Source organism: Mesorhizobium sp. M1252, from assembly GCF_040318265.1.
GTDB lineage: Bacteria > Pseudomonadota > Alphaproteobacteria > Rhizobiales > Rhizobiaceae > Mesorhizobium.
This window is the reverse complement of sequence record NZ_JAMYLX010000013.1, coordinates 40,630-58,995: the sequence shown is the minus strand read 5'-3', so window position 1 is coordinate 58,995 and position 18,366 is coordinate 40,630. Positions and strand designations below refer to the sequence as shown.

The following is an 18,366-nucleotide window of genomic DNA, read 5'->3' as shown; positions in this document are numbered from 1 at the left end:
GCGGATGCGGCGGTCCTCCCCCCATCGTTGGGGCGGCCGTCGCAGAGGCCGGTTCAGGTCAATTCGTCTGAGCCGTCGGAGACGCCCACGCGATGCCGATAGACCAATTCCCAGCCCTTCCAGCCTGTAAACAGCAGGACCAGAACCACGATCAGCGATAAGATAAAGCCGGTCGGGATCACGGCCGCCGCTCCAGCGACATAACGCGAGTACCAGTTATAAAGCTCGATCAGCACGACGAGAACGTTGCCGCCGGCATGGAGCCATGCCGTCGTGAGATTGCGGATCTGAACATCGCCGAGGACATCCGTCAGGCCGGTAAGAGCGGCCAAGGCGCCCATGATCATGCCGGCGCCGAGAAGCCAAAGCGATCCGGTGACCCACCCGGGATCGGCTGTCTGCCAGAAAATCAGATCGCAAACGAAGGTACCGACAAAGAAGGCGATCGGAAACGGAATCAGCATTGGATGAATGGGGTGACCGGCAATGCTTGCTGTGCTGCGAGGGTTATGGCTCATCTTGTTGCCTCCCACGCAAGCAAACTCCGCCAGAGGTAAAATGTTCCAGGTCGGCGCGCGGCAGCAGTTATCGCGACGGCGGCGCAGCGCGGCAGCAGCCAAATGTTATCCGCGGCGGTTCGGTGCCGCCATCTTGCGCCCGCTGTATTCGGCGAGCGAAATGCCGCCCAGCACCAGGACGAGCGCCAGCGCCTGGTAGAGCTGGAATGTCTCGCCGACGATCAGCACTGACAGCAGCGTGCCGAAGATCGGCACCAGATTGATGAACAGCCCGGCACGGTTGGCGCCGATCAGTTCGTTGCCCCTGATGTAAGTGATCTGCGAAATGACCGAAGCGCCGATCGCGGTATAGACGATGACCACCCAGCCGCTGATATCGGGGACGATAACCTTGCCGGCGGCGACCTCCCACAGGAAGAACGGCAGCGAGGTGATGAGGGCAGCGATCGCCAGGGACAACATCAGGCTCTGCCAGCGCATCACCGGCTTCAGCCGCAGCCCGACCGAATAACCGCTGTAGAGGACGACCGCGACCAGCATGATGGCGTCGCCGAAATTGAGTTCCAATGTGAGCAGCCGGCGCGGATCGCCGTGGCAGGCAGTCAAGATGACGCCGAAGATGGTCAGCACCACGCCCGCAATCTGAGCCCAGCTCACGCGCAGGCGGAAGAAGAAGAAATTGGCAATGATGATCAAGACCGGCATCGCCGCCTGTTCGATCGAGACATTGATCGCCGTCGTGTAGTTGAGCGCGGTGTAGAAAATGGTGTTGAACAGAGTGAAGCCGCTGGCGCCAAGTGCAGCCAGGACGAACCAGTGTTTGCGCACCACCGGCCAGTCCTCCCTGATCGTGCGCCAGCCGATCGGCAGCAGGATCGCGACGGCCAGCACCCAGCGCAGGAAGACCAGCGTCATCGGCGAGACGTGACCGACCGCCAGCTTGCCGGCGACGGAATTGCCGCCCCACAGCAAGGTGGTCAGCAGCAGGAACAGGTAGGTGCGTCGATGCATGCGGGATTCCGGCCGCCTGGGAAGTTGTGTTTGCCGGCCTATTGCCCCCGCCGACGCAAGTAAATGATGTCAAAGCCGAAAATTGTTGTGCCTCAGGGCATTTTCGACGGCAAAGAAAGGTCGCGCTTGCGAGGTCTTGACGCTATAGAGGCCTGTCGTTTCGAACCATATCCAGGCCGCCAGGGCGGCATCTCAAGGGAAAAGAAACATGGCCAATGTGGTGGTCGTCGGCTCGCAATGGGGCGACGAAGGCAAGGGCAAGATCGTCGACTGGTTGTCGGAGCGCGCCGACGTGGTCGTGCGCTTCCAGGGCGGCCACAATGCCGGCCATACGCTGGTCGTCGATGGCAAGGTCTACAAACTGTCGCTGCTGCCGTCGGGCGTGGTGCGGCAAGGCAAGCTGTCGATCATCGGCAATGGCGTCGTCTTCGACCCGCACGCCTTTGTCGCCGAAGTGGCAAAACTCAAGGCGCAAGGCGTCGAGGTCACGCCGGACCGCCTGAAAATAGCCGAAAACACCGCGCTTATCCTGTCGCTGCACCGGGAGCTGGACGGATTCCGCGAGGACGCCGCCTCCAATTCCGGGACGAAAATTGGCACGACGCGTCGTGGCATCGGCCCAGCCTATGAAGACAAGGTGGGCCGGCGCGCGGTTCGGGTGATGGATCTGGCGGATTTGGAAACGCTGCCCCTCAAGGTCGACAGGCTGCTGACGCATCACAATGCGCTGCGTCGCGGGCTTGGCCATGGCGAAGTCACGCATGAGGCGATCATGACCGAGCTGACCTCGGTCGCCGATGAGATCCTGCCCTATATGGACCGCGTCTGGAAAATCCTCGACGACAAGCGCCGCGCCGGCGAACGCATCCTGTTCGAGGGCGCGCAAGGCACGCTGCTCGACATCGACCACGGCACCTATCCGTTCGTCACCTCGTCCAACACCGTTGCCGGCCAGGCAGCCGCCGGCTCGGGGGTGGGCCCCGGCGCCATCGGCTATGTCCTGGGCATCACCAAGGCCTATACGACGCGTGTCGGCGAAGGCCCGTTCCCGACCGAGCAGAAGAACGAGATCGGCGAATTTCTCGGTACGCGTGGCCACGAATTCGGCGTCGTCACCGGGCGCAAACGCCGTTGCGGCTGGTTCGACGCCGTGCTGGTGCGCCAGGCCGTCGCCGTCAACGGCATCAAGGGCATCGCCCTGACCAAACTCGACGTGCTCGACGGGCTGGATGAGATCAAGGTCTGCACCGGCTACCGTCTCGATGGCGAAACGATCGACTATCTGCCGGCCAGCCAGGGCGCGCAGGCGCGTGTCGAGCCGGTCTACGAGACGCTCGAAGGCTGGAAAGGCACCACAGCCGGCGCACGCAGCTGGAACGACCTTCCGGCGCAGGCCGTCAAATATGTCCGTTACATCGAGGAGCTGATCGGGGCACCCGTCGCGCTCCTTTCCACCAGCCCGGAACGGGACGACACGATACTTGTGACCGATCCGTTTCAAGACTAGTTTTCTGAAGCCTTTCCGGGCATCGCGGCCGATTTGCGGGGGCCGGCGCGGAAACACAATACAGGTCGACTGAAGCATGGCAGATTTCGTTGCTATTCTGAAAAAGGCGCTCGACAAGCACGGCGACGAAACGCCCGAAAAGCGTACGCGGATCTATGAAAGCGTTCGTACCATGCTGGCGAAGAAGCTTGCGGAGTATTCGCCGCCGCTCGCCGCCGAAGCCATAAGCACGCAGAAGCGATCCCTGGAAGATGCCATCTCGAGCGTCGAGCGCGACTATGCCAGGGCACTGCCGGCATCCGACCCACTGGCGGAGCTGGAGCACATCTTCTCCTCCATCGACCGCAACAAGAACCAGTCCAGTCATGTAAAGCCTTCCGCCACGCCTGCGCCGGCCTGGCAGCCGGCGAAACCCGTGCAGCCGGCGCCGACCACCAGGACAGAGCCGAGCTGGCAGAGGCCCGCTCCGACACCGCCTCCGCCTGTGGCGCGTGCAGAAACCATCGACAAGCAAGCCGCGGAGCTGGACGCCGACGACGATAGCGCCGATGTCTTTGCCAATGACGAGCAGCCGGCGGCGGACACGTTCCAACGCCTGCGCCCCGCCGAGCGCAGGCGCAGCTATGGCGGGTTGATCGCGGCTGTCGTCGCGCTTCTGGTGGTCGCCGGCGGCGGCTATGGCATCTGGCTGAACAAGGATGCCTTTGGCTCGATGCTGGGCCTTGGCGGCGACACCAAGACGGTCTCGACCGAACCGCTGGTAAAGCCGGCGCCGGCCAAGCCCGCGGCCGATGCACCCGCACCGGCTCCTGCCGGCGAGGGAACGAAGTTCACCCAGCGCCTGTCGCCCGAAGGCGGTGAGACCGACCCCGGTCCCGCGGCCGGTCAAAGCGGCATCGGCGAGGGCGAGTCCGTCGCCGCGCTGACCACACCGCCACCCCCGGCTCCAGCACCGCCTGCGGCGGCGCCAGCGCCTGCGACCCCGCCGGCCGGCGACGCCGCAGCCACGGGCGCGCCCACCACGCCGGCGCCCGACGCTTCCGCCACGCCACCGGCAACGCCGCCCGCCGATGGCGCCGCTCCGCCGGCCAATGGGGCAGCACCGGCTGATGCCGCCGCCACGCCGCCCGCGGCCGGCACGCCGCCCGCTGCGCCGGCGGCCGCCGCTCCCGCGCCGACCGTTGCGGTCGGCCAGAAGGCGATCTTCTACGAGGAACGCACCTCGACCGCGCAAGGTTCGGCCGAACCCGGCAGCATCGTCTGGTCGCTGGTGCAGGAATCGCCCGGCGGCGACCTGCCGCCCGAGCCGGCGATCCGCGCCGAGGCGACCATTCCCGGCAAGGACATCCAGCTGCGCATGACCATCCGCCGCAATACCGACCAGACGCTGCCGGCCAGCCACATCATCGAGATGATCTTCCTGACGCCCGAGGGCTTTGACGGCGGTGGCGTCGACAACATCCTGCGCGTCGCCATGAAGAGTTCGGAACAGGATGCCGGCAGCCCGCTGATCGGCATTCCGGCCAAGATCGCCGACGGCTTCTTCCTGGTGGCGCTCAACGACACCAAGGCCGACGAGGACGCCAATATGACCTTGCTTCGAGGCCAGGACTGGATCGACGTGCCGGTGGTCTACAAGACCGGACGCCGGGCGCTGCTGACCATGGAAAAGGGCATTCCGGGCGAGAAGGTGTTCGACGAGGCGCTGAAGGCCTGGCAGGCCAAGACGGCAGGTTGACGGGCGGCAGTAGCGGCTGCCTTCGCTCAGAAGCCCTGGAACAGCATGTCGAGGGCGGCGACGATGTCGTCGTGATGTCTAGAAAGGTTTCCCTCTGGCATCCGCAATTCGGACGCGCTGAAGGCCGACACAAACTGTGTGACCATCACAAGATCTTTGCCGTTTATAGCGAAGGCCGGGTTCAGGCGGCGGCCAGGAAGCGGGGCAATCTCGGGCGGCATCAAAGGAACGACCACCGTCGTGCTCAGCCCTTCAAGCATATCTGACTGCACGTCGAGAAGATAACCGTCACTCTCGGTACTCCGATAGAAATCGTAACGCGCCATCAGAACGGCCGGTGTTTAGCCAATGGCAGTCCGTTCTTTCGGACATATTCGTTGGAGCTTTCGATGGCTTCCCTGTTTTCTTCTTGCCATCGACGCGTTTTCTCCGCCGCAATCGCTTTCGCGATCCCTGCTTCGGCAGCGCGGGAGATGTTGATGCCCAACGCTTTGGCGTCCTTGATCAACTGAGAGTCAATGGACGTGTTGACAGAGGCCCGCTGAGTTTTTGGCGTCGATTGAAGCACGGAGATGCCTCCTTTCATGCGCACAATATACGCGCATAAAGACCGCAGGCAATGCTACCCCTCCATCGCCTCACGCAGCATTTCCAGTTCCAGCCACTCTTCCTCGAGTGCGGCCAGCGTGGCGCGTTCCTTGTCGAGGGCGGCGATGGTCTTTTGGAACGAGGCCGGGTCGCGCTCGTAATAGGCGGGATCGGCGATGTTGTTTTCCAAACGCGAGATCGAGGCCATTACCGCCTCGATCTTCTTGGGCAGCGATTCCAGGGCGAATTTCTGCTTGAACGACAGTTTCTTCGACGGCCCTTTTGGCGCTGCCGGCTCGCTCTTGCCCGGCGCCGGCGCATCGCTGGCTTCGGCCTTGGCGCGCGCCTTGCGGTCGTCGAGCCGGGTGCCGCCGCGCTGCGCCAGCATGTCGGAATAGCCACCGGCATATTCGATCCAGCGGCCGCCTCCGTCCGGGGCGATGATGCTGGTGACGGTGCGGTCGAGGAAGTCGCGGTCGTGGCTGACCAGGATGACCGTGCCGGCAAAGCCGGCGACAAGTTCCTGCAACAGTTCCAGCGTCTCCATGTCGAGATCGTTGGTCGGCTCGTCGAGCACCAGAAGGTTGGCCGGCCGCGCCAGAACACGCGCCAGGAGCAGCCGCGCCCGTTCGCCGCCGGACAGCTCGCGCACCGGGGTGCGCGCCTGTTCCGGCTTGAACAGGAAATCCTTCATGTAGGACACGACATGGCGCTGCTCGCCATTGATGACGAGGTTTTCGCCGCGCCCGTCCGTGAGATACTGCGCCAGGGTCTCGGCCGGATCGACCGCCTCGCGCTTCTGGTCGAGCGTGGCGATTTCCAGATTGGTGCCGAGCCGCACCGAGCCGGCATCGGGCTTCATCTCGCCGGTAAGCATCTTCAACAGCGTCGTCTTGCCGGCGCCGTTCGGCCCGACAAGGCCGACGCGATCGCCGCGCTGAATGCGGGTCGAGAAGCCCTTGACCACGGTCAGGTCGCCAAAACTCTTCTCGATCTTCTTGGCCTCGATCACCAGCTTGCCGGATTCGGCGGCGTCGCTGGCCACCATGGTCGCCGAGCCCTCGGCGTCGCGATGGCCGCGAAAACGCTGGCGCATGGTCTGCAGTTCGCCCAGGCGGCGCATGTTGCGTTTGCGGCGAGCCGTCACGCCATAGCGCAGCCAATGCTCCTCGCGCACGATCTGGCGGCCGAGCTTGTGCTGTTCGCGCTCTTCCTCTTCCAGCACAAGGTCGCGCCATTCCTCGAAATGGCCAAAGCCCTTGTCGAGGCGGCGGGTCTGGCCACGGTCGAGCCAGACGGTGGCGCGCGAGACGCGTTCGAGGAAGCGTCGGTCGTGCGAGATGACGATCAGCGCCGAAGACGTCCGGACGAGCTCCTCTTCCAGCCATTCGATGACCGACAAATCGAGATGGTTGGTCGGCTCGTCAAGCAGCAGAATATCGGGTTCGGGCGCCATGACGCGGGCAATTGCTGCGCGGCGCGCCTCGCCACCGGAGAGATCGTTGGGGTTCTCCGTGCCGGCGAGGCCGAGATGCTCCATCAGATATGTGGCGCGGTAGGGATCGTCGGCAGGCCCAAGCCCGGCCTCGACATAGGCACGCACATTGGCAAAGCCGTCCATGTCGGGCATTTGCGGGAGATAGCGCACCGTTGCCGAAGGCTGGCGGAAGACCTCGCCGTCTTGCGGCTCGATCAGACCGGCGGCAATCTTCAGGAGCGTCGACTTGCCGGAGCCGTTGCGGCCGACGAGCGCGATCTTGTCACCGGCGGACGCCGTCAGTTCGGCGCCATCGAGCAGCGGCGTGCCGCCAAAGGTCAGTCTTATGCCGTCGAGGTTGAGAAGGGGCGGGGCCATGTCAGCTTTCAGGCAAGGGGTAGGGGTGGGCGAGCAGCAGCGCGCGGCCATGGCCGAGCTCAATTTCGAGGCCGCCCCCGGTCTTGTTGGACTTGACCTCGTTCGAGATGGTCAGCGACGAGCCGAACACGACCTCGACATGGTCGAGCGGCCACTTCGCGCCGGACACGGTGAGGCCCGAAAGATCGGAAAAGCCGAGCACCGAAAACAGCGTTCCGTCGGCATAGTCGAAGCCGGCCTTGCCGGGCAGCAAAGGGGCGCCTTCCTGCGCTCCGCTGGTCAACAGCACTTTTGTGCCTGTCTCTGCCAGTTGAAGGCTGAGCGCCAGATGCAGGAAGGCGTGGTCGGCGCGCTTGCCGCCGAAAGCGCCGGCCAGCACCAGGCTGGTGGCGCCGCGTTCCAATGCCGCCGCGATCGCCAGTTCGCCATCGGTCTTGTCCTTTTCGGGAGGAAACACCTCCCGCGGCACGGCGGCGAGATCGGCAGTCAGGTCCGCCGGCACAGAATCGAAATCGCCGACCCACAGCTCCGGCATCAGGCCGATCAGGCGGGCATGACCGATGCCGGCGTCGGCGGCGATGACGCGCGTGCCCGCGACCTGGCGGTCGAGCCGCGGCGTGCGGACGAGATCGCCGCCAAGCAAGATGGTGAATGTGCTCATATCCGCTGGCCCTTACCAGCCCCGCCGACGAAACGGAAGGCCGAGCGGCACCGTCACTCTTTGTTGGAGCATGATCTTTTTCCGGAAACGGATTCCACTTTCCGGGATCATGCTCGGGCAAACTTCCGCTTGCGTGGCACCTTGGCCGGGCCTATGTGTCGAAACGCTCTAACGGGGTGCCGGACGCGATCTTCGCGGACCGGCTGAGAGGCAGTCTCGCCAACCCGCTGAACCTGATCCGGTTTGTACCGGCGGAGGGATTAGACGCTTCGGACAGCCCGACGCCTCAATTCCTTTCAACACGAATGAAGGAGGCGCCGATGCGCATTTTTTTGTCCCGTCTTGTCCCAGCGCTGGGGCTTGCTGTTTCGCTACTGGCAAGCCCTGCGTGCGCGCAGGAAAAACTCACGATCTATACCTATGAGAGTTTCACTGCCGACTGGGGTCCAGGCCCCCAGGTGAAGAAGGAATTCGAGGCCGAGTGCGGCTGCAGCGTCGACTTCGTCTCGGTCGCCGACGGCGTCGCGCTGCTCAACCGCGTCAAGCTCGAAGGTGCCTCGACCAAAGCAGATATCGTGCTTGGCCTCGACACCAACCTCACCGCGGAAGCCAAGGCTTCCGGCCTGTTTGTCCGACATGGCGCGGTGGCTGAAAACAACGTGCCGGGCGGCTGGAGCGACGACACTTTCGTGCCCTATGATTATGGTTATTTCGCCGTCGTCTACGACACCGAAAAGCTGAAGAGCCCGCCGAAGAGCCTGAAGGAACTGGTCGAGGGCGATGCCGCCGACAAGATCGTCATCCAGGATCCGAGGACGTCGACGCCGGGCCTCGGCCTGCTGCTGTGGATCAAGTCGGTCTATGGCGACAAGGCGCCGGAAGCCTGGGCGAAACTCAAGGGCAAAGTGCTGACGGTGACGCCTGGCTGGAGCGAGGCCTATGGCCTGTTCACCAAGGGCGAGGCGCCGATGGTGCTTTCCTATACGACGTCGCCGGCCTACCACATGGTGGCCGAGAACACCGGGCGCTTCCAGGCGGCGTCGTTCGAGGAGGGCGAGTATCTGCAGGTCGAGGTCGCCGGCATCACCACCACGGGCGCGAAGAGCCCGCTGGCGGCGAAGTTCCTGGCCTTCATGACCGGGCCGAAATTCCAGGATGTCATTCCGGAGACCAACTGGATGTTCCCGGCCGGGAAAACCGACAAGCCGCTCAATCCGGCTTTTGATAGGCTGGTCAAGCCGGCGAAGACCTTGCTGTTCAGCCCGGAAGAGGTCGCGGCAAATCGCAAGGCCTGGGTGGATGAATGGCTGGCGGTGATGAGCAAGTAGCTTTGGCTGTATGATCGAAAGATGAGTGCCCTACGGCACCCCCCTCTGTCCTGCCGGACATCTCCCCCACGAGGGGGGAGATTGGCTATCGTCGGCGATTTCGCCAGTCGCCAAGGTTGCAGGAATAAGCGGGGCGCGGAAATAGCTGATCTCCCCCCTTGTGGGGGAGATGTCCGGCAGGACAGAGGGGGGCGCGAAGGAACGCGACGCCCGGTAAAGAGTGCAACGCTCTGACCCCCGCATCACGGCCGGCATTGTCGCGCTTGCGGCAATCGCGCTGCTGATCGGTGGCGCCTTCGCCGGCCTTATCCGCGAAGGCGCGCACGACCTTTCCGGCGCCGCGTCCGCCTTTGACCTCTATCTCCTGCGCGTTGTCCGCTTCACGCTCTGGCAGGCTGCGCTCTCGATGCTGCTTTCCGTCGTACCGGCGCTGTTCGTCGCCCGCGCGCTGTCGCGGCATCCGCGCTTCTTCGGACGCGGCTTCATCCTGCAGCTGTTTACTGTGCCCCTTGCCTTGCCGGCGATTGTCGCAGCGCTGGGCATACTGGCGCTCTATGGCCGCGCCGGTTATTTCGCCGCGATCGGTGGCCAGAGCTGGCCCGACATCTATGGGCTGCCGGGCATCCTCGTCGCCCACGTCTTCTTCAACCTGCCGCTGGCCACCCGGCTGTTCCTCGAAGCGCTGGGCACGGTGCCGGCCGATCAATGGCGGCTGGCGAGCCAGCTCGGCATGGGGGCGAGGCCAGCCTTCCGGCTGATCGAGTGGCCGGTGCTGCGCGCCGCGCTGCCGGGCGTCGCGGGGCTTGTCTTCATGCTTTGCATCACCTCCTTCACCATCGTCCTGATCCTCGGCGGCGGGCCGGCGGCGACGACGCTGGAAGTCGCCATCTATCAGGCACTGCGTTTCGACTTCGATCCGGCGCGGGCGGTGACGCTGACGGTGCTGCAGATCGCGCTGACTTTTGCCGTCATGCTGGCGCTGACGCGGCTCGGCGCCAATGTGACCGGCGACGCCAATTTGCCTGTCGCGCCGCGCCGCTATCACTTGGCCGGCAAAGCAGAAACAGCGTTCAACGCCGTCCTGATCGTGCTCGCCTTGCTGTTCGTCGCCGGACCAATGGCGGCCACCGTCGCGTCCGGCCTCGACGCCGATCTCGGCCGGCTGGCGGGCGAGAGTGCCGTGCGTCAGGCGACCCTGACCAGCGCCGGTCTCGCCCTCTCGGCGGCGCTACTTTCGGTGGCGCTGTCGCTGTCGCTGATCATGGCTCGGCGGGCACTGTCGCTGCGCCGCCGGTCCAGTGCCCGTTCATTGCTCGAACATGCCACCGACACCGGCGCCGGCTTCGTCCTCGTCGTGCCGCCCATTGTCATCGGCGCCGGCTGGTTTCTCCTGCTGCGCACGGTCAGCGATGTCTTTGCCATCGCGCCGGTCATGGTCGTCACCGTCAATGCGGTGATGGCGATGCCCTTTGCCATCCGCGCGATGCGCCCGGCCTATGATGCGGCGAGCGAGCGCCACGAAAAGCTGTGCGCGCAGCTCGGCATTGCGGGCTGGAACCGGCTGCTTCTGGTCGACTGGCCATCGCTCCGGCGGCCGCTGGCCACCGGCTTTGCCTTCGCCATGGCGCTGTCGCTCGGCGATCTCGGCGTCATCGCGCTGTTCGGCAGCGATTCGGTGCAGACCTTGCCCTATCTCCTGCTGGCGCGCATGGGCAGCTATCGCACGGCCGATGCTGCCGGGCTGGCTTTGCTGCTCGGGGCGGTCTGCCTTGCATTGGTGGTCGCGGCAGACTGGCTGGGACGGGGAGAGAGATCGTGACGTCCGCTGTGGAGAAAGGCACGACTGTCCGGCTGGACAAGGTCTCGTTCAGCTATGGCGAAACGTCATTCCTGTTCGATGTCGAATTCCATACATCTAAGATCACCGCCATCATGGGGGCAAGTGGTTCGGGCAAATCGACCTTGCTCAATCTGGTGGCTGGTTTCGAGACGCCGGAGTCCGGTCGCGTGCTGATCGGCGCCGCCGATGTCGGCGCCAAGCCGCCTTCGGCGCGGCCGGTGTCGATGGTATTCCAGGAAAACAATCTGTTTGCTCATCTCTCGGTGGAGAAGAATGTCGGGCTCGGCCGCTCGCCATCGCTCAACCTGACCGACGCCGATCGCGCCGCAATCGCCGAGGCGCTTGACCGCGTCGGCCTGGCCGGCAAGGAAATGCGCCTGCCGCGCGAACTCTCCGGCGGCGAAAGGCAGCGCGTGGCGCTCGCCCGCGTTCTGGTGCGCGACCGGCCGGTGCTGCTGCTCGACGAGCCGTTCGCTTCGCTCGGGCCAGCACTGCGCGACGACATGCTCGACCTGGTGGCCGGCGTTCATGCCGAGCGGGCGATGACGGTGCTGTTCGTCACGCATCAGCCGGAAGACGCTCGCCGTATCGGCGAGCAGATGGTTTTTCTGGACAATGGCAGGGTTGCCGCGACGGGACCTGCCGCCGATTTTTTCGACGGCACTGGCCCTGAAGCGTTTCGGCGCTATATCGGCGCAAGTTCGGGCGGATCACGCGATATTGCCCGGAAGCGGACATAATTTACGACCAAACCGGCTACAGGTGATGTGGCGCTTGCTTGCCATGGTCCAGCTGATGTGGCTAGGTCCGCTTAGTACTGGTCCGGCACGAGCCGTGATTTGCCCCCTACAGCGCCGCATCCGGCCGGATGCGTAAACGCTGTAGGTTTTTTGATGTGTGCAGGATTGCCAACGAAAACCGATTTTTCGCTGGCGCGGACCCCGGTCCAAATCATGCGCCGAGAGCTGAAGGAACGCCGTGCTGCCGACCGGCACTGACACTTTGAAACGCAGACCGCTGGTGCGCTTCCTCGCGCTGGCCGGCCTTGCCGTGGCGCTGGCCAGCTGCCAGATGTTCACGCCTCCCGAAGTGCAGGAATCCGGCTTCCAGCCTTCCGACAAGCCGATCACGGTCGACAATGTCGCCGCCAACAGCAAGCTTGCCGAACTGGCGAAGGCACAGCATCCGCGCATCCTTGCCACCTATGGCGGCGAATATTCCGATCCCAAGCTCGAGCGCATGGTGGCCAAGGTTGTCGGCAGCCTGACCGTGGTGTCGGCCAATCCGACCCAGACCTATCGCATCACCATCCTCAATTCGCCAAACGTCAACGCTTTCGCGCTGCCGGGCGGCTATCTCTACGTCACCCGCGGCCTGCTGGCGCTGGCCAATGATTCGGCCGAACTCGCCGCCGTCATCGCGCATGAGATGGGCCACGTCACCGCCAATCACGGTCTGCAGCGACAGCAGCTCGAGGCCGAGGAAGGCCTGGCGACCAAGGTGGTCTCCGATGTGCTGGGCGACAGCCCGACCGCCAAGCAGGCATTGATCCGCGGCAAGCTGAGGCTGGCGCAGTTCTCGCGCAACCAGGAGCTGGAGGCAGACGCCATCGGCATCAAGTCGATCGGCGAGGCGGGTTACGATCCCTATGCCGCCGGGCGTTTCCTGCAGTCGATGTCGGCCTACACCGATTTCCGCTCGATCAGCGGCGCCACCGACGCCAGCCTCGACTTCCTGGCCACGCACCCCAACACGCCGCAGCGAATTGATCTGGCGCAGCGCCACGCCCGCCAGTTCGGCGCGCCGGGCATCGGCACCCGCGACCGCGATTCCTTCCTGGCCGGGATAGACGGCCTGCTCTATGGCGACACGCCGGAAGAGGGCTATGTGCGCGGCCAGACCTTCCTGCATCCGGGCCTCGGCGTTTCGTTCACGGTGCCCGACGGCTTCATCATCGACAATTCGGCGGCGGCGGTGACGGCGACCGGTCCCGGCGACATGGCGATCCGCTTCGACGGTGTGTCGATCGACAAGGATCGTGCGCTGACCGACTACATCAGAAGCGGCTGGGTGGCCGGTCTCGACGAGACCAGTGTGCGCCAGGAGACGATCGACGGCAACCAGGCGGCGACCGCGCACGCCGGCGCCGATGGCTGGCAGTTCGACATTGCGGTGATCCGCGCCGGCGGTCAGGTCTACCGGCTTTTGACAGCGGCCCCCTCGGCCAGCACGACACTCGATCCGGTGGCACGCTCGGTCAGCGGTTCGTTCCGCGTGCTCAGCCCCGCCGAGAAGGCGGCACTGAAGCCGCTGCATATCCGCGTCGTCACGGTACAGGCCGGGCAGACGATGGGCACACTTTCGGCGCAGATGGTCGGCGTCGACCGCAAGCTCGATCTGTTCCGCGTGCTCAACGCGATGTCGCCGGGCGCCTCGGTTTCGGCCGGCGACAAGGTCAAGATCGTCACGGACAGATAGCGCCGGTCTTCGTCAGAAACCCCAGCCTTCGTAGTGCTTTTTTCTGAGATAACTTTTCTGAGATAACTCGGGGTACCCCGTTCCTGGCAATCTCAGGCCGCCATGAACTCCGGATTCTGCTTCACCAGCGCGAGCTTGAGCTTTTCCATGGCGCGGGCCTCGATCTGCCGGACACGCTCCTTGGAAATGCCGAGCGTCTCGCCAAGCGCCTCAAGCGTCGCACCTTCGTCGCTCAGCCGGCGCTCCTCGATGATCCTGAGTTCGCGGGCATTGAGCGCGCGGAGCGCCGTCTTCAGCCACATCAGGCGCCGTTCGACGTCGATGGTGTCGCCGGCGACCTCGTCAGGCAATGGATCGTCCGAAATCAGGAAGTCCATCCGCTCGGTGGTGCCAGCTTCGTCGGCGAGCGGTGCGTTGAGCGAAGAGTCAGGTGCTGAAAGCCTGGAATCCATCTTCGCGACATCGGCCTCGGAGACGCCTAGGGCTACCGAGACTTCGCGGTAGAGCGTGGCGTTGGAGATCGGCTCGGCGCCATTGGCAAGACGGGCGCGCAGGCGCCGCAGGTTGAAGAACAGCGCCTTTTGCGCCGAAGAGGTGCCGCCGCGAACGATCGACCAGTTGCGCAGGATATAGTCCTGCATCGAAGCGCGGATCCACCATGTCGCATAGGTCGAGAAGCGCACCTCGCGCTCCGGCTCGAAACGCGCGGCTGCTTCCAGCAGCCCGACATGGCCCTCCTGGACCAGATCGCCGAGCGGCAGGCCGTAATGTCGGAATTTCGAAGCCATGGAGATGACCAGCCGCATATGGGCGACGGTGATCTGATGCAGCGCCTGCTGATCCTGGTCTTCCTTCCAGCGCAAGGCGAGAACATGTTCCTCATCGCGCTCGAGGTAGGGGGCTTTCATTGCCGTGCGGACCATGGTCCGTCCTGCCGTGTCTTCGATCATGCCGCGCTCCTGCTCCCGGACATTTTCGGACGGCCTGGCGGCCGTTATCTCTGTTTGACGCAATTCCGAAGGAAACCGCTTTCCCACTTTCCTGGAATTGCTTCGGGCCTAGCGCAGCCAAGGGTTCTTGAAATGGAAACGCGGCGCCCTACAACAAGCCATGAACGTGCCATACCGGGGATTGGTTCCGCCGCCGAGGGCGGTTGTTTTGTGCGGTCCGACAGGGCGCATCGACACCGCAGATCGGGACTATTGGCACCGATCGGAGCTGCTTTGAGAATCTGATTTCTGGATCGCCGTTTTTTTGAAATCTGGTTCCTTATTTTGCTGCGCTGTATCTGTCAGTTTCCGGCTCTCACAAGCGCCGGACACCGGCCAAGGACGGGATCACATAGAAATGAAATGGCTCAATTCGCTCATCGTCGCCGGAACGCTGCAGGTTCTGGCTGTTACATCAGGCCATGCCGGCGCCAATCTTGACCAGATCAAGCAGGCCGGCACCCTCAAGGTCGGCACCGAAGGCACCTATGCACCCTTCACCTATCATGATGCTTCCGGCGCGCTGGTCGGCTTCGATGTCGAGATCGCCAAGGCGATCGGCGACAAGCTCGGCGTCAAGGTCGAGTTCCTCGAAGGCAAATGGGACGGGCTGATCGCCGGCCTCGACGCCAACCGCTACGACGCCGTGATCAACGAGGTCGGCATCACCGACGCGCGCAAGGCCAAGTACGATTTCTCCGATCCTTACATCGCCTCCAAGGCCGTGCTGATCGTGCGCGGCGACAATACCGACATCAAGACCTTCGCCGACCTCAAGGGCAAGAAGTCGGCACAGTCGTTGACATCGAATTTCGGCAAGCTCGCCGAGACCAACGGCGCCGAACTTGTCGGCACCGACGGCTTCGACCAGTCGATCCAGCTGCTGCTCACCGGCCGCGCCGACGCCACCATCAATGACAGCCTGTCTTTCCTCGACTTCAAGAAGCACAAGCCGGACGCCAATGTGAAGATCGCCGCGCAGGAAGAGAACGCCGACTATTCCGGCGTCATCGTGCGCAAGGGTGATCCGGAGCTGGTCGCGGCGATCAACAAGGCGCTGGCCGACATCAAGGCCGACGGCACCTACAAGAAGATCGCCGATACCTATTTCGGCCAGGATGTCTCGCAGTAAAGACCATCTCCCGGCGGTTTGCCGGCAATGACAAATAGCGGCGGGCCGTCTTTGACGGCTCGCCGTTATTCGCATGATATGAGAAGCACACAATCGCACTGCCGTCACCGCGGCGGTCTGTGAGGGAGGAGCCGTTCGTGCCGCACTGGCTACACCTGATGCTGGACTCGTTGCCGACACTGCTGTGGGCGGCGTTGATCTTCACCGTACCGCTGACATTGCTATCGTTCGCACTCGGCCTGTTCGTCGGCCTGGTTGTCGCCCTGGTGCGGCTGTTCGGTCCCAAGCCTCTGGTTGCCGTGGTCCGCTTCTATGTCTGGATCTTTCGCGGCACGCCGCTTCTGGTGCAGCTGTTCCTGATCTTTTACGGCCTGCCTTCCGTCGGCATATTGCTGGACGCTTTTCCGGCGGCGCTGATTGGCTTCACCCTCAACATAGGCGCCTACAGTTCGGAAATTATCCGCGCCGTGATCGGCTCGGTGCCGAAGGGCCAGTGGGAGGCGGCCTATTCGATCGGCATGACCTGGAGCCAGGCGATGCGGCGCACCATCCTGCCGCAAGCCGGCCGCGTCGCCGTGCCGCCGCTGTCCAACACCTTCATCTCGCTGGTCAAGGATACGTCGCTGGCCGCCGCCATCACCGTGCCGGAGATGTTCCAGGCGGCGCAGCGCATCGTCGCCACCACCTATGAACCGCTGATCCTCTATGTCGAGGCGGCGATCCTTTATCTGGCGATGAGCTCGGTGCTTTCGGCCTTGCAGACGCGGCTGGAGGAGCGGCTCAACCGCTATGGCGGCTTCCTGGAGGCGCGCTCATGATCGGCCTCACCGACATCGAAAAGCGCTTCGGCGACAATCTGGTGCTGAAGGGTGTGACGGTCACCATTGCCGAAGGCAGCGTCACCGCGCTCGTCGGCCCCTCCGGCGGCGGCAAGAGCACACTGCTGCGCTGCATCAACCTGTTGGAGATCCCGACTTCGGGCATGGTGCGCATCGGCGACGAGACGCTGGAATTCCGTCCCGGCGTCAAGATCCCCAGCCGAGACATCCAGCGCCTGCGGCTGCAGACCGGCATGGTGTTCCAGAATTTCCAGCTGTTCCCGCATCGCACCGCGATCGAGAACGTCATGGAAGGCCTGGTGACGGTGCTGAAATGGCCGACGGCAAAGGCGCGCGAGCGGGCACTGGCGCTGCTCGAGAAGGTCGGCATGGCGCACAAGGCGGATGATTGGCCGGCAACGCTGTCGGGCGGCCAGCAGCAGCGTGTGGCCATCGCCCGCGCCCTGGCGCCGTCGCCCAAGGTTCTGCTCTGCGACGAGCCGACCTCGGCGCTCGATCCGGAACTGGCGCAGGAAGTGGTCGACGTGCTCGGAAAACTGGCCAGCGAAGGCACCACCATGGTGATGGCCACGCACGACCTTCGCCTTGCCTCCAAGATCGCGCAGGAGGTGGTGTTCCTCGACGCCGGCGTCATCGTCGAGAAGGGGCCGTCCACCGTGGTGTTCAGCAATCCGGAGCGGGAACGGACCAAGCGTTTTATTGCGACGCTGAAGCAGGAGGCGGAGAAGGAAGCCGGCGGCTGAGCCTTCTACCTCCCTCTTGTGGGGAGGTCGGACGGAAGGTCCGGGTCGGGGTCTGGTGCCGTCTCCCATCTTCGCAGCGACCTGCCTGGGCGAGCCACGGGTCTCGCCCGTCCTTGGAACCCCACAAGGGGAGGGTAAAAACAAAAACCCGGCACAAGGCCGGGTTTTCATGAATTCGACGGTGAAAGCGATCAGGCAGCTTCTTCCTGCTCGGCTTCCTCATTGTCGGCTTTGGCGCCGCGCTTCGGGCCCTTATTGAGGTTGACCTCGATCAGGCGCACGGCTTCGGTTTCCGACATGCGGTTGACTGCCGCGATCTCGCGGGCCATGCGGTCGAGTGCCGCCTCATAGAGCTGACGTTCGGAATAGGACTGTTCCGGCTGGTTGTCGGCACGGTAGAGGTCGCGCACGACTTCCGAGATCGAGATCAGGTCGCCCGAATTGATCTTGGCATCATATTCCTGCGCACGGCGCGACCACATGGTGCGCTTGACGCGGGCGCGGCCCTGCACGACCTTCAGCGCGCGCTCGACATAATCCTCTTCCGACAGCTTGCGCATGCCGATGGAGGTCGCCTTGGCGACCGGAACCTTCAGGCGCATCTTGTCCTTCTGGAAGTCGATGACGAACAGTTCCAGCTTGTGGCCCGCAACTTCCTGCTCGTCGATCGAGACGATCTGGCCGACGCCGTGTGCCGGATAGACGATGTACTCGCCGGTCTTGAAACCGTGGCGTGCCGAGGTGGACTTCTTCTGCGGGGTGATCGTTGCCATTACGCCCTGAACTCCTTGTTGTGGCACCGGCGGCCTGCCGGTCCGAACGCATGCGACCGGGGACACCGATCGTTAGCCGCACAACAGATGAACCCATCGGAAAAAGCCGGGACCGGCAAACCGCATACATAGCGACTGCCTGGCCCAGATCGCTCTGGTCCGATTGGGGATTTCACCTTTCAGTGATTTGGGGCGCTTGCGCCATAAATCGACGTTGTGTCACCGGCATGTTTCAAGTGGTGTAGCACAAAAAGTCGGAAGAATCAAGGTTTTGCTGCAAACGCGAAGGTCGAGCGACATCGCCGCCTGTCAAGGCAGTTAATGTATGAGGCACGTTACGCAGCGTTATGACGATCCAATAGGCCG

General features: G+C 63.8%; 17 protein-coding genes and 1 riboswitch. Of the genes, 9 read left to right on the top strand and 8 right to left on the bottom strand.

Annotated elements, in window-relative coordinates; translation table 11 throughout:
* Positions 1 to 53 precede the first annotated feature (53 nt).
* Both NKH22_RS23745 and NKH22_RS23740 read right to left on the bottom strand, forming a co-directional pair.
* The gene (locus tag NKH22_RS23745) at positions 54 to 518 is read right to left on the bottom strand and encodes a DUF2231 domain-containing protein (RefSeq protein ID WP_352911311.1); all 465 of its coding nucleotides are present in this window, start codon (positions 516 to 518) and stop codon (positions 54 to 56) included.
* Between the two features lie 105 nt (positions 519 to 623).
* Positions 624 to 1,529 (bottom strand): DMT family transporter, encoded by a 906-nt coding sequence (locus NKH22_RS23740; RefSeq protein WP_352911218.1) that lies wholly within the window; start codon positions 1,527 to 1,529, stop codon positions 624 to 626.
* A 208-nt stretch (positions 1,530 to 1,737) separates the two neighbouring features.
* Between NKH22_RS23740 and NKH22_RS23735 the strand changes: the two genes are divergently transcribed.
* Positions 1,738 to 3,036, top strand: coding sequence for an adenylosuccinate synthase (locus NKH22_RS23735; protein WP_023684197.1), 1,299 nt, complete (start codon positions 1,738 to 1,740; stop codon positions 3,034 to 3,036).
* Positions 3,037 to 3,112: 76 nt separating this feature from the next.
* Complete coding sequence (locus NKH22_RS23730; protein WP_352514810.1) at positions 3,113 to 4,774, top strand: hypothetical protein; 1,662 nt, start codon at positions 3,113 to 3,115, stop codon at positions 4,772 to 4,774.
* 26 nt (positions 4,775 to 4,800) lie between these two features.
* On the opposite strand, the gene NKH22_RS23725 is transcribed toward NKH22_RS23730, so the two are convergent.
* Genes NKH22_RS23725 through NKH22_RS23710 form a run of 4 tightly spaced genes read right to left on the bottom strand, consistent with a single transcriptional unit; the run spans position 4,801 to position 7,878 of the window.
* On the bottom strand, positions 4,801 to 5,100 hold the full coding sequence (locus NKH22_RS23725) for a CcdB family protein (RefSeq protein WP_352911215.1): 300 nt from the start codon (positions 5,098 to 5,100) through the stop codon (positions 4,801 to 4,803).
* The gene (locus tag NKH22_RS23720; RefSeq protein WP_023709715.1) at positions 5,100 to 5,342 is read right to left on the bottom strand and encodes a type II toxin-antitoxin system CcdA family antitoxin; all 243 of its coding nucleotides are present in this window, start codon (positions 5,340 to 5,342) and stop codon (positions 5,100 to 5,102) included. The genes NKH22_RS23725 and NKH22_RS23720 overlap by 1 nt, the downstream gene beginning before the upstream one ends.
* A gap of 54 nt (positions 5,343 to 5,396) precedes the next feature.
* Positions 5,397 to 7,217, bottom strand: a complete 1,821-nt coding sequence (locus tag NKH22_RS23715; RefSeq protein WP_352911213.1) for an ABC-F family ATP-binding cassette domain-containing protein — start codon at positions 7,215 to 7,217, stop codon at positions 5,397 to 5,399.
* A gap of 1 nt (position 7,218) precedes the next feature.
* Positions 7,219 to 7,878, bottom strand: coding sequence for a thiamine diphosphokinase (locus NKH22_RS23710; RefSeq protein ID WP_023822313.1), 660 nt, complete (start codon positions 7,876 to 7,878; stop codon positions 7,219 to 7,221).
* A 162-nt stretch (positions 7,879 to 8,040) separates the two neighbouring features.
* Positions 8,041 to 8,155: riboswitch (TPP riboswitch) on the top strand.
* A gap of 43 nt (positions 8,156 to 8,198) precedes the next feature.
* Between NKH22_RS23710 and thiB the strand changes: the two genes are divergently transcribed.
* The 4 genes from thiB to NKH22_RS23690 all read left to right on the top strand — a co-directional run bounded on the left by thiB (position 8,199) and on the right by NKH22_RS23690 (position 13,524).
* A complete protein-coding gene (gene thiB / locus NKH22_RS23705; protein ID WP_023822312.1) occupies positions 8,199 to 9,206 on the top strand; it encodes a thiamine ABC transporter substrate binding subunit in 1,008 nt (335 codons plus the stop codon).
* Between the two features lie 220 nt (positions 9,207 to 9,426).
* Positions 9,427 to 11,025: a thiamine/thiamine pyrophosphate ABC transporter permease gene (gene thiP / locus NKH22_RS23700; RefSeq protein ID WP_023822311.1), complete on the top strand. Its 1,599-nt coding sequence runs from the start codon at positions 9,427 to 9,429 to the stop codon at positions 11,023 to 11,025.
* Positions 11,022 to 11,786 (top strand): thiamine ABC transporter ATP-binding protein, encoded by a 765-nt coding sequence (thiQ, locus tag NKH22_RS23695; protein WP_031198630.1) that lies wholly within the window; start codon positions 11,022 to 11,024, stop codon positions 11,784 to 11,786. Before thiP ends, thiQ begins: the two co-directional genes overlap by 4 nt.
* A gap of 331 nt (positions 11,787 to 12,117) precedes the next feature.
* The gene (locus tag NKH22_RS23690; protein ID WP_245260137.1) at positions 12,118 to 13,524 is read left to right on the top strand and encodes a M48 family metalloprotease; all 1,407 of its coding nucleotides are present in this window, start codon (positions 12,118 to 12,120) and stop codon (positions 13,522 to 13,524) included.
* A gap of 92 nt (positions 13,525 to 13,616) precedes the next feature.
* Here the strand turns inward: NKH22_RS23690 and NKH22_RS23685 are convergent, their stop codons facing one another.
* The gene (locus NKH22_RS23685) at positions 13,617 to 14,474 is read right to left on the bottom strand and encodes an RNA polymerase factor sigma-32 (RefSeq protein ID WP_023685806.1); all 858 of its coding nucleotides are present in this window, start codon (positions 14,472 to 14,474) and stop codon (positions 13,617 to 13,619) included.
* A 397-nt stretch (positions 14,475 to 14,871) separates the two neighbouring features.
* Here NKH22_RS23685 and NKH22_RS23680 point away from each other — a divergent pair, with 397 nt between their 5' ends.
* The 3 genes from NKH22_RS23680 to NKH22_RS23670 all read left to right on the top strand — a co-directional run bounded on the left by NKH22_RS23680 (position 14,872) and on the right by NKH22_RS23670 (position 17,227).
* Entirely contained in the window at positions 14,872 to 15,645 is a 774-nt protein-coding gene (locus NKH22_RS23680; RefSeq protein WP_023702802.1) for an amino acid ABC transporter substrate-binding protein, read from the top strand.
* Between the two features lie 137 nt (positions 15,646 to 15,782).
* On the top strand, positions 15,783 to 16,463 hold the full coding sequence (locus NKH22_RS23675) for an amino acid ABC transporter permease (RefSeq protein ID WP_023693608.1): 681 nt from the start codon (positions 15,783 to 15,785) through the stop codon (positions 16,461 to 16,463).
* Positions 16,460 to 17,227: an amino acid ABC transporter ATP-binding protein gene (locus NKH22_RS23670; RefSeq protein WP_023748300.1), complete on the top strand. Its 768-nt coding sequence runs from the start codon at positions 16,460 to 16,462 to the stop codon at positions 17,225 to 17,227. The genes NKH22_RS23675 and NKH22_RS23670 overlap by 4 nt, the downstream gene beginning before the upstream one ends.
* 191 nt (positions 17,228 to 17,418) lie before the next feature.
* Here NKH22_RS23670 and NKH22_RS23665 read toward each other — a convergent pair whose 3' ends face one another.
* Complete coding sequence (locus tag NKH22_RS23665) at positions 17,419 to 18,000, bottom strand: CarD family transcriptional regulator (RefSeq protein WP_023673664.1); 582 nt, start codon at positions 17,998 to 18,000, stop codon at positions 17,419 to 17,421.
* Between the last annotated feature and the right edge of the window lie 366 nt (positions 18,001 to 18,366).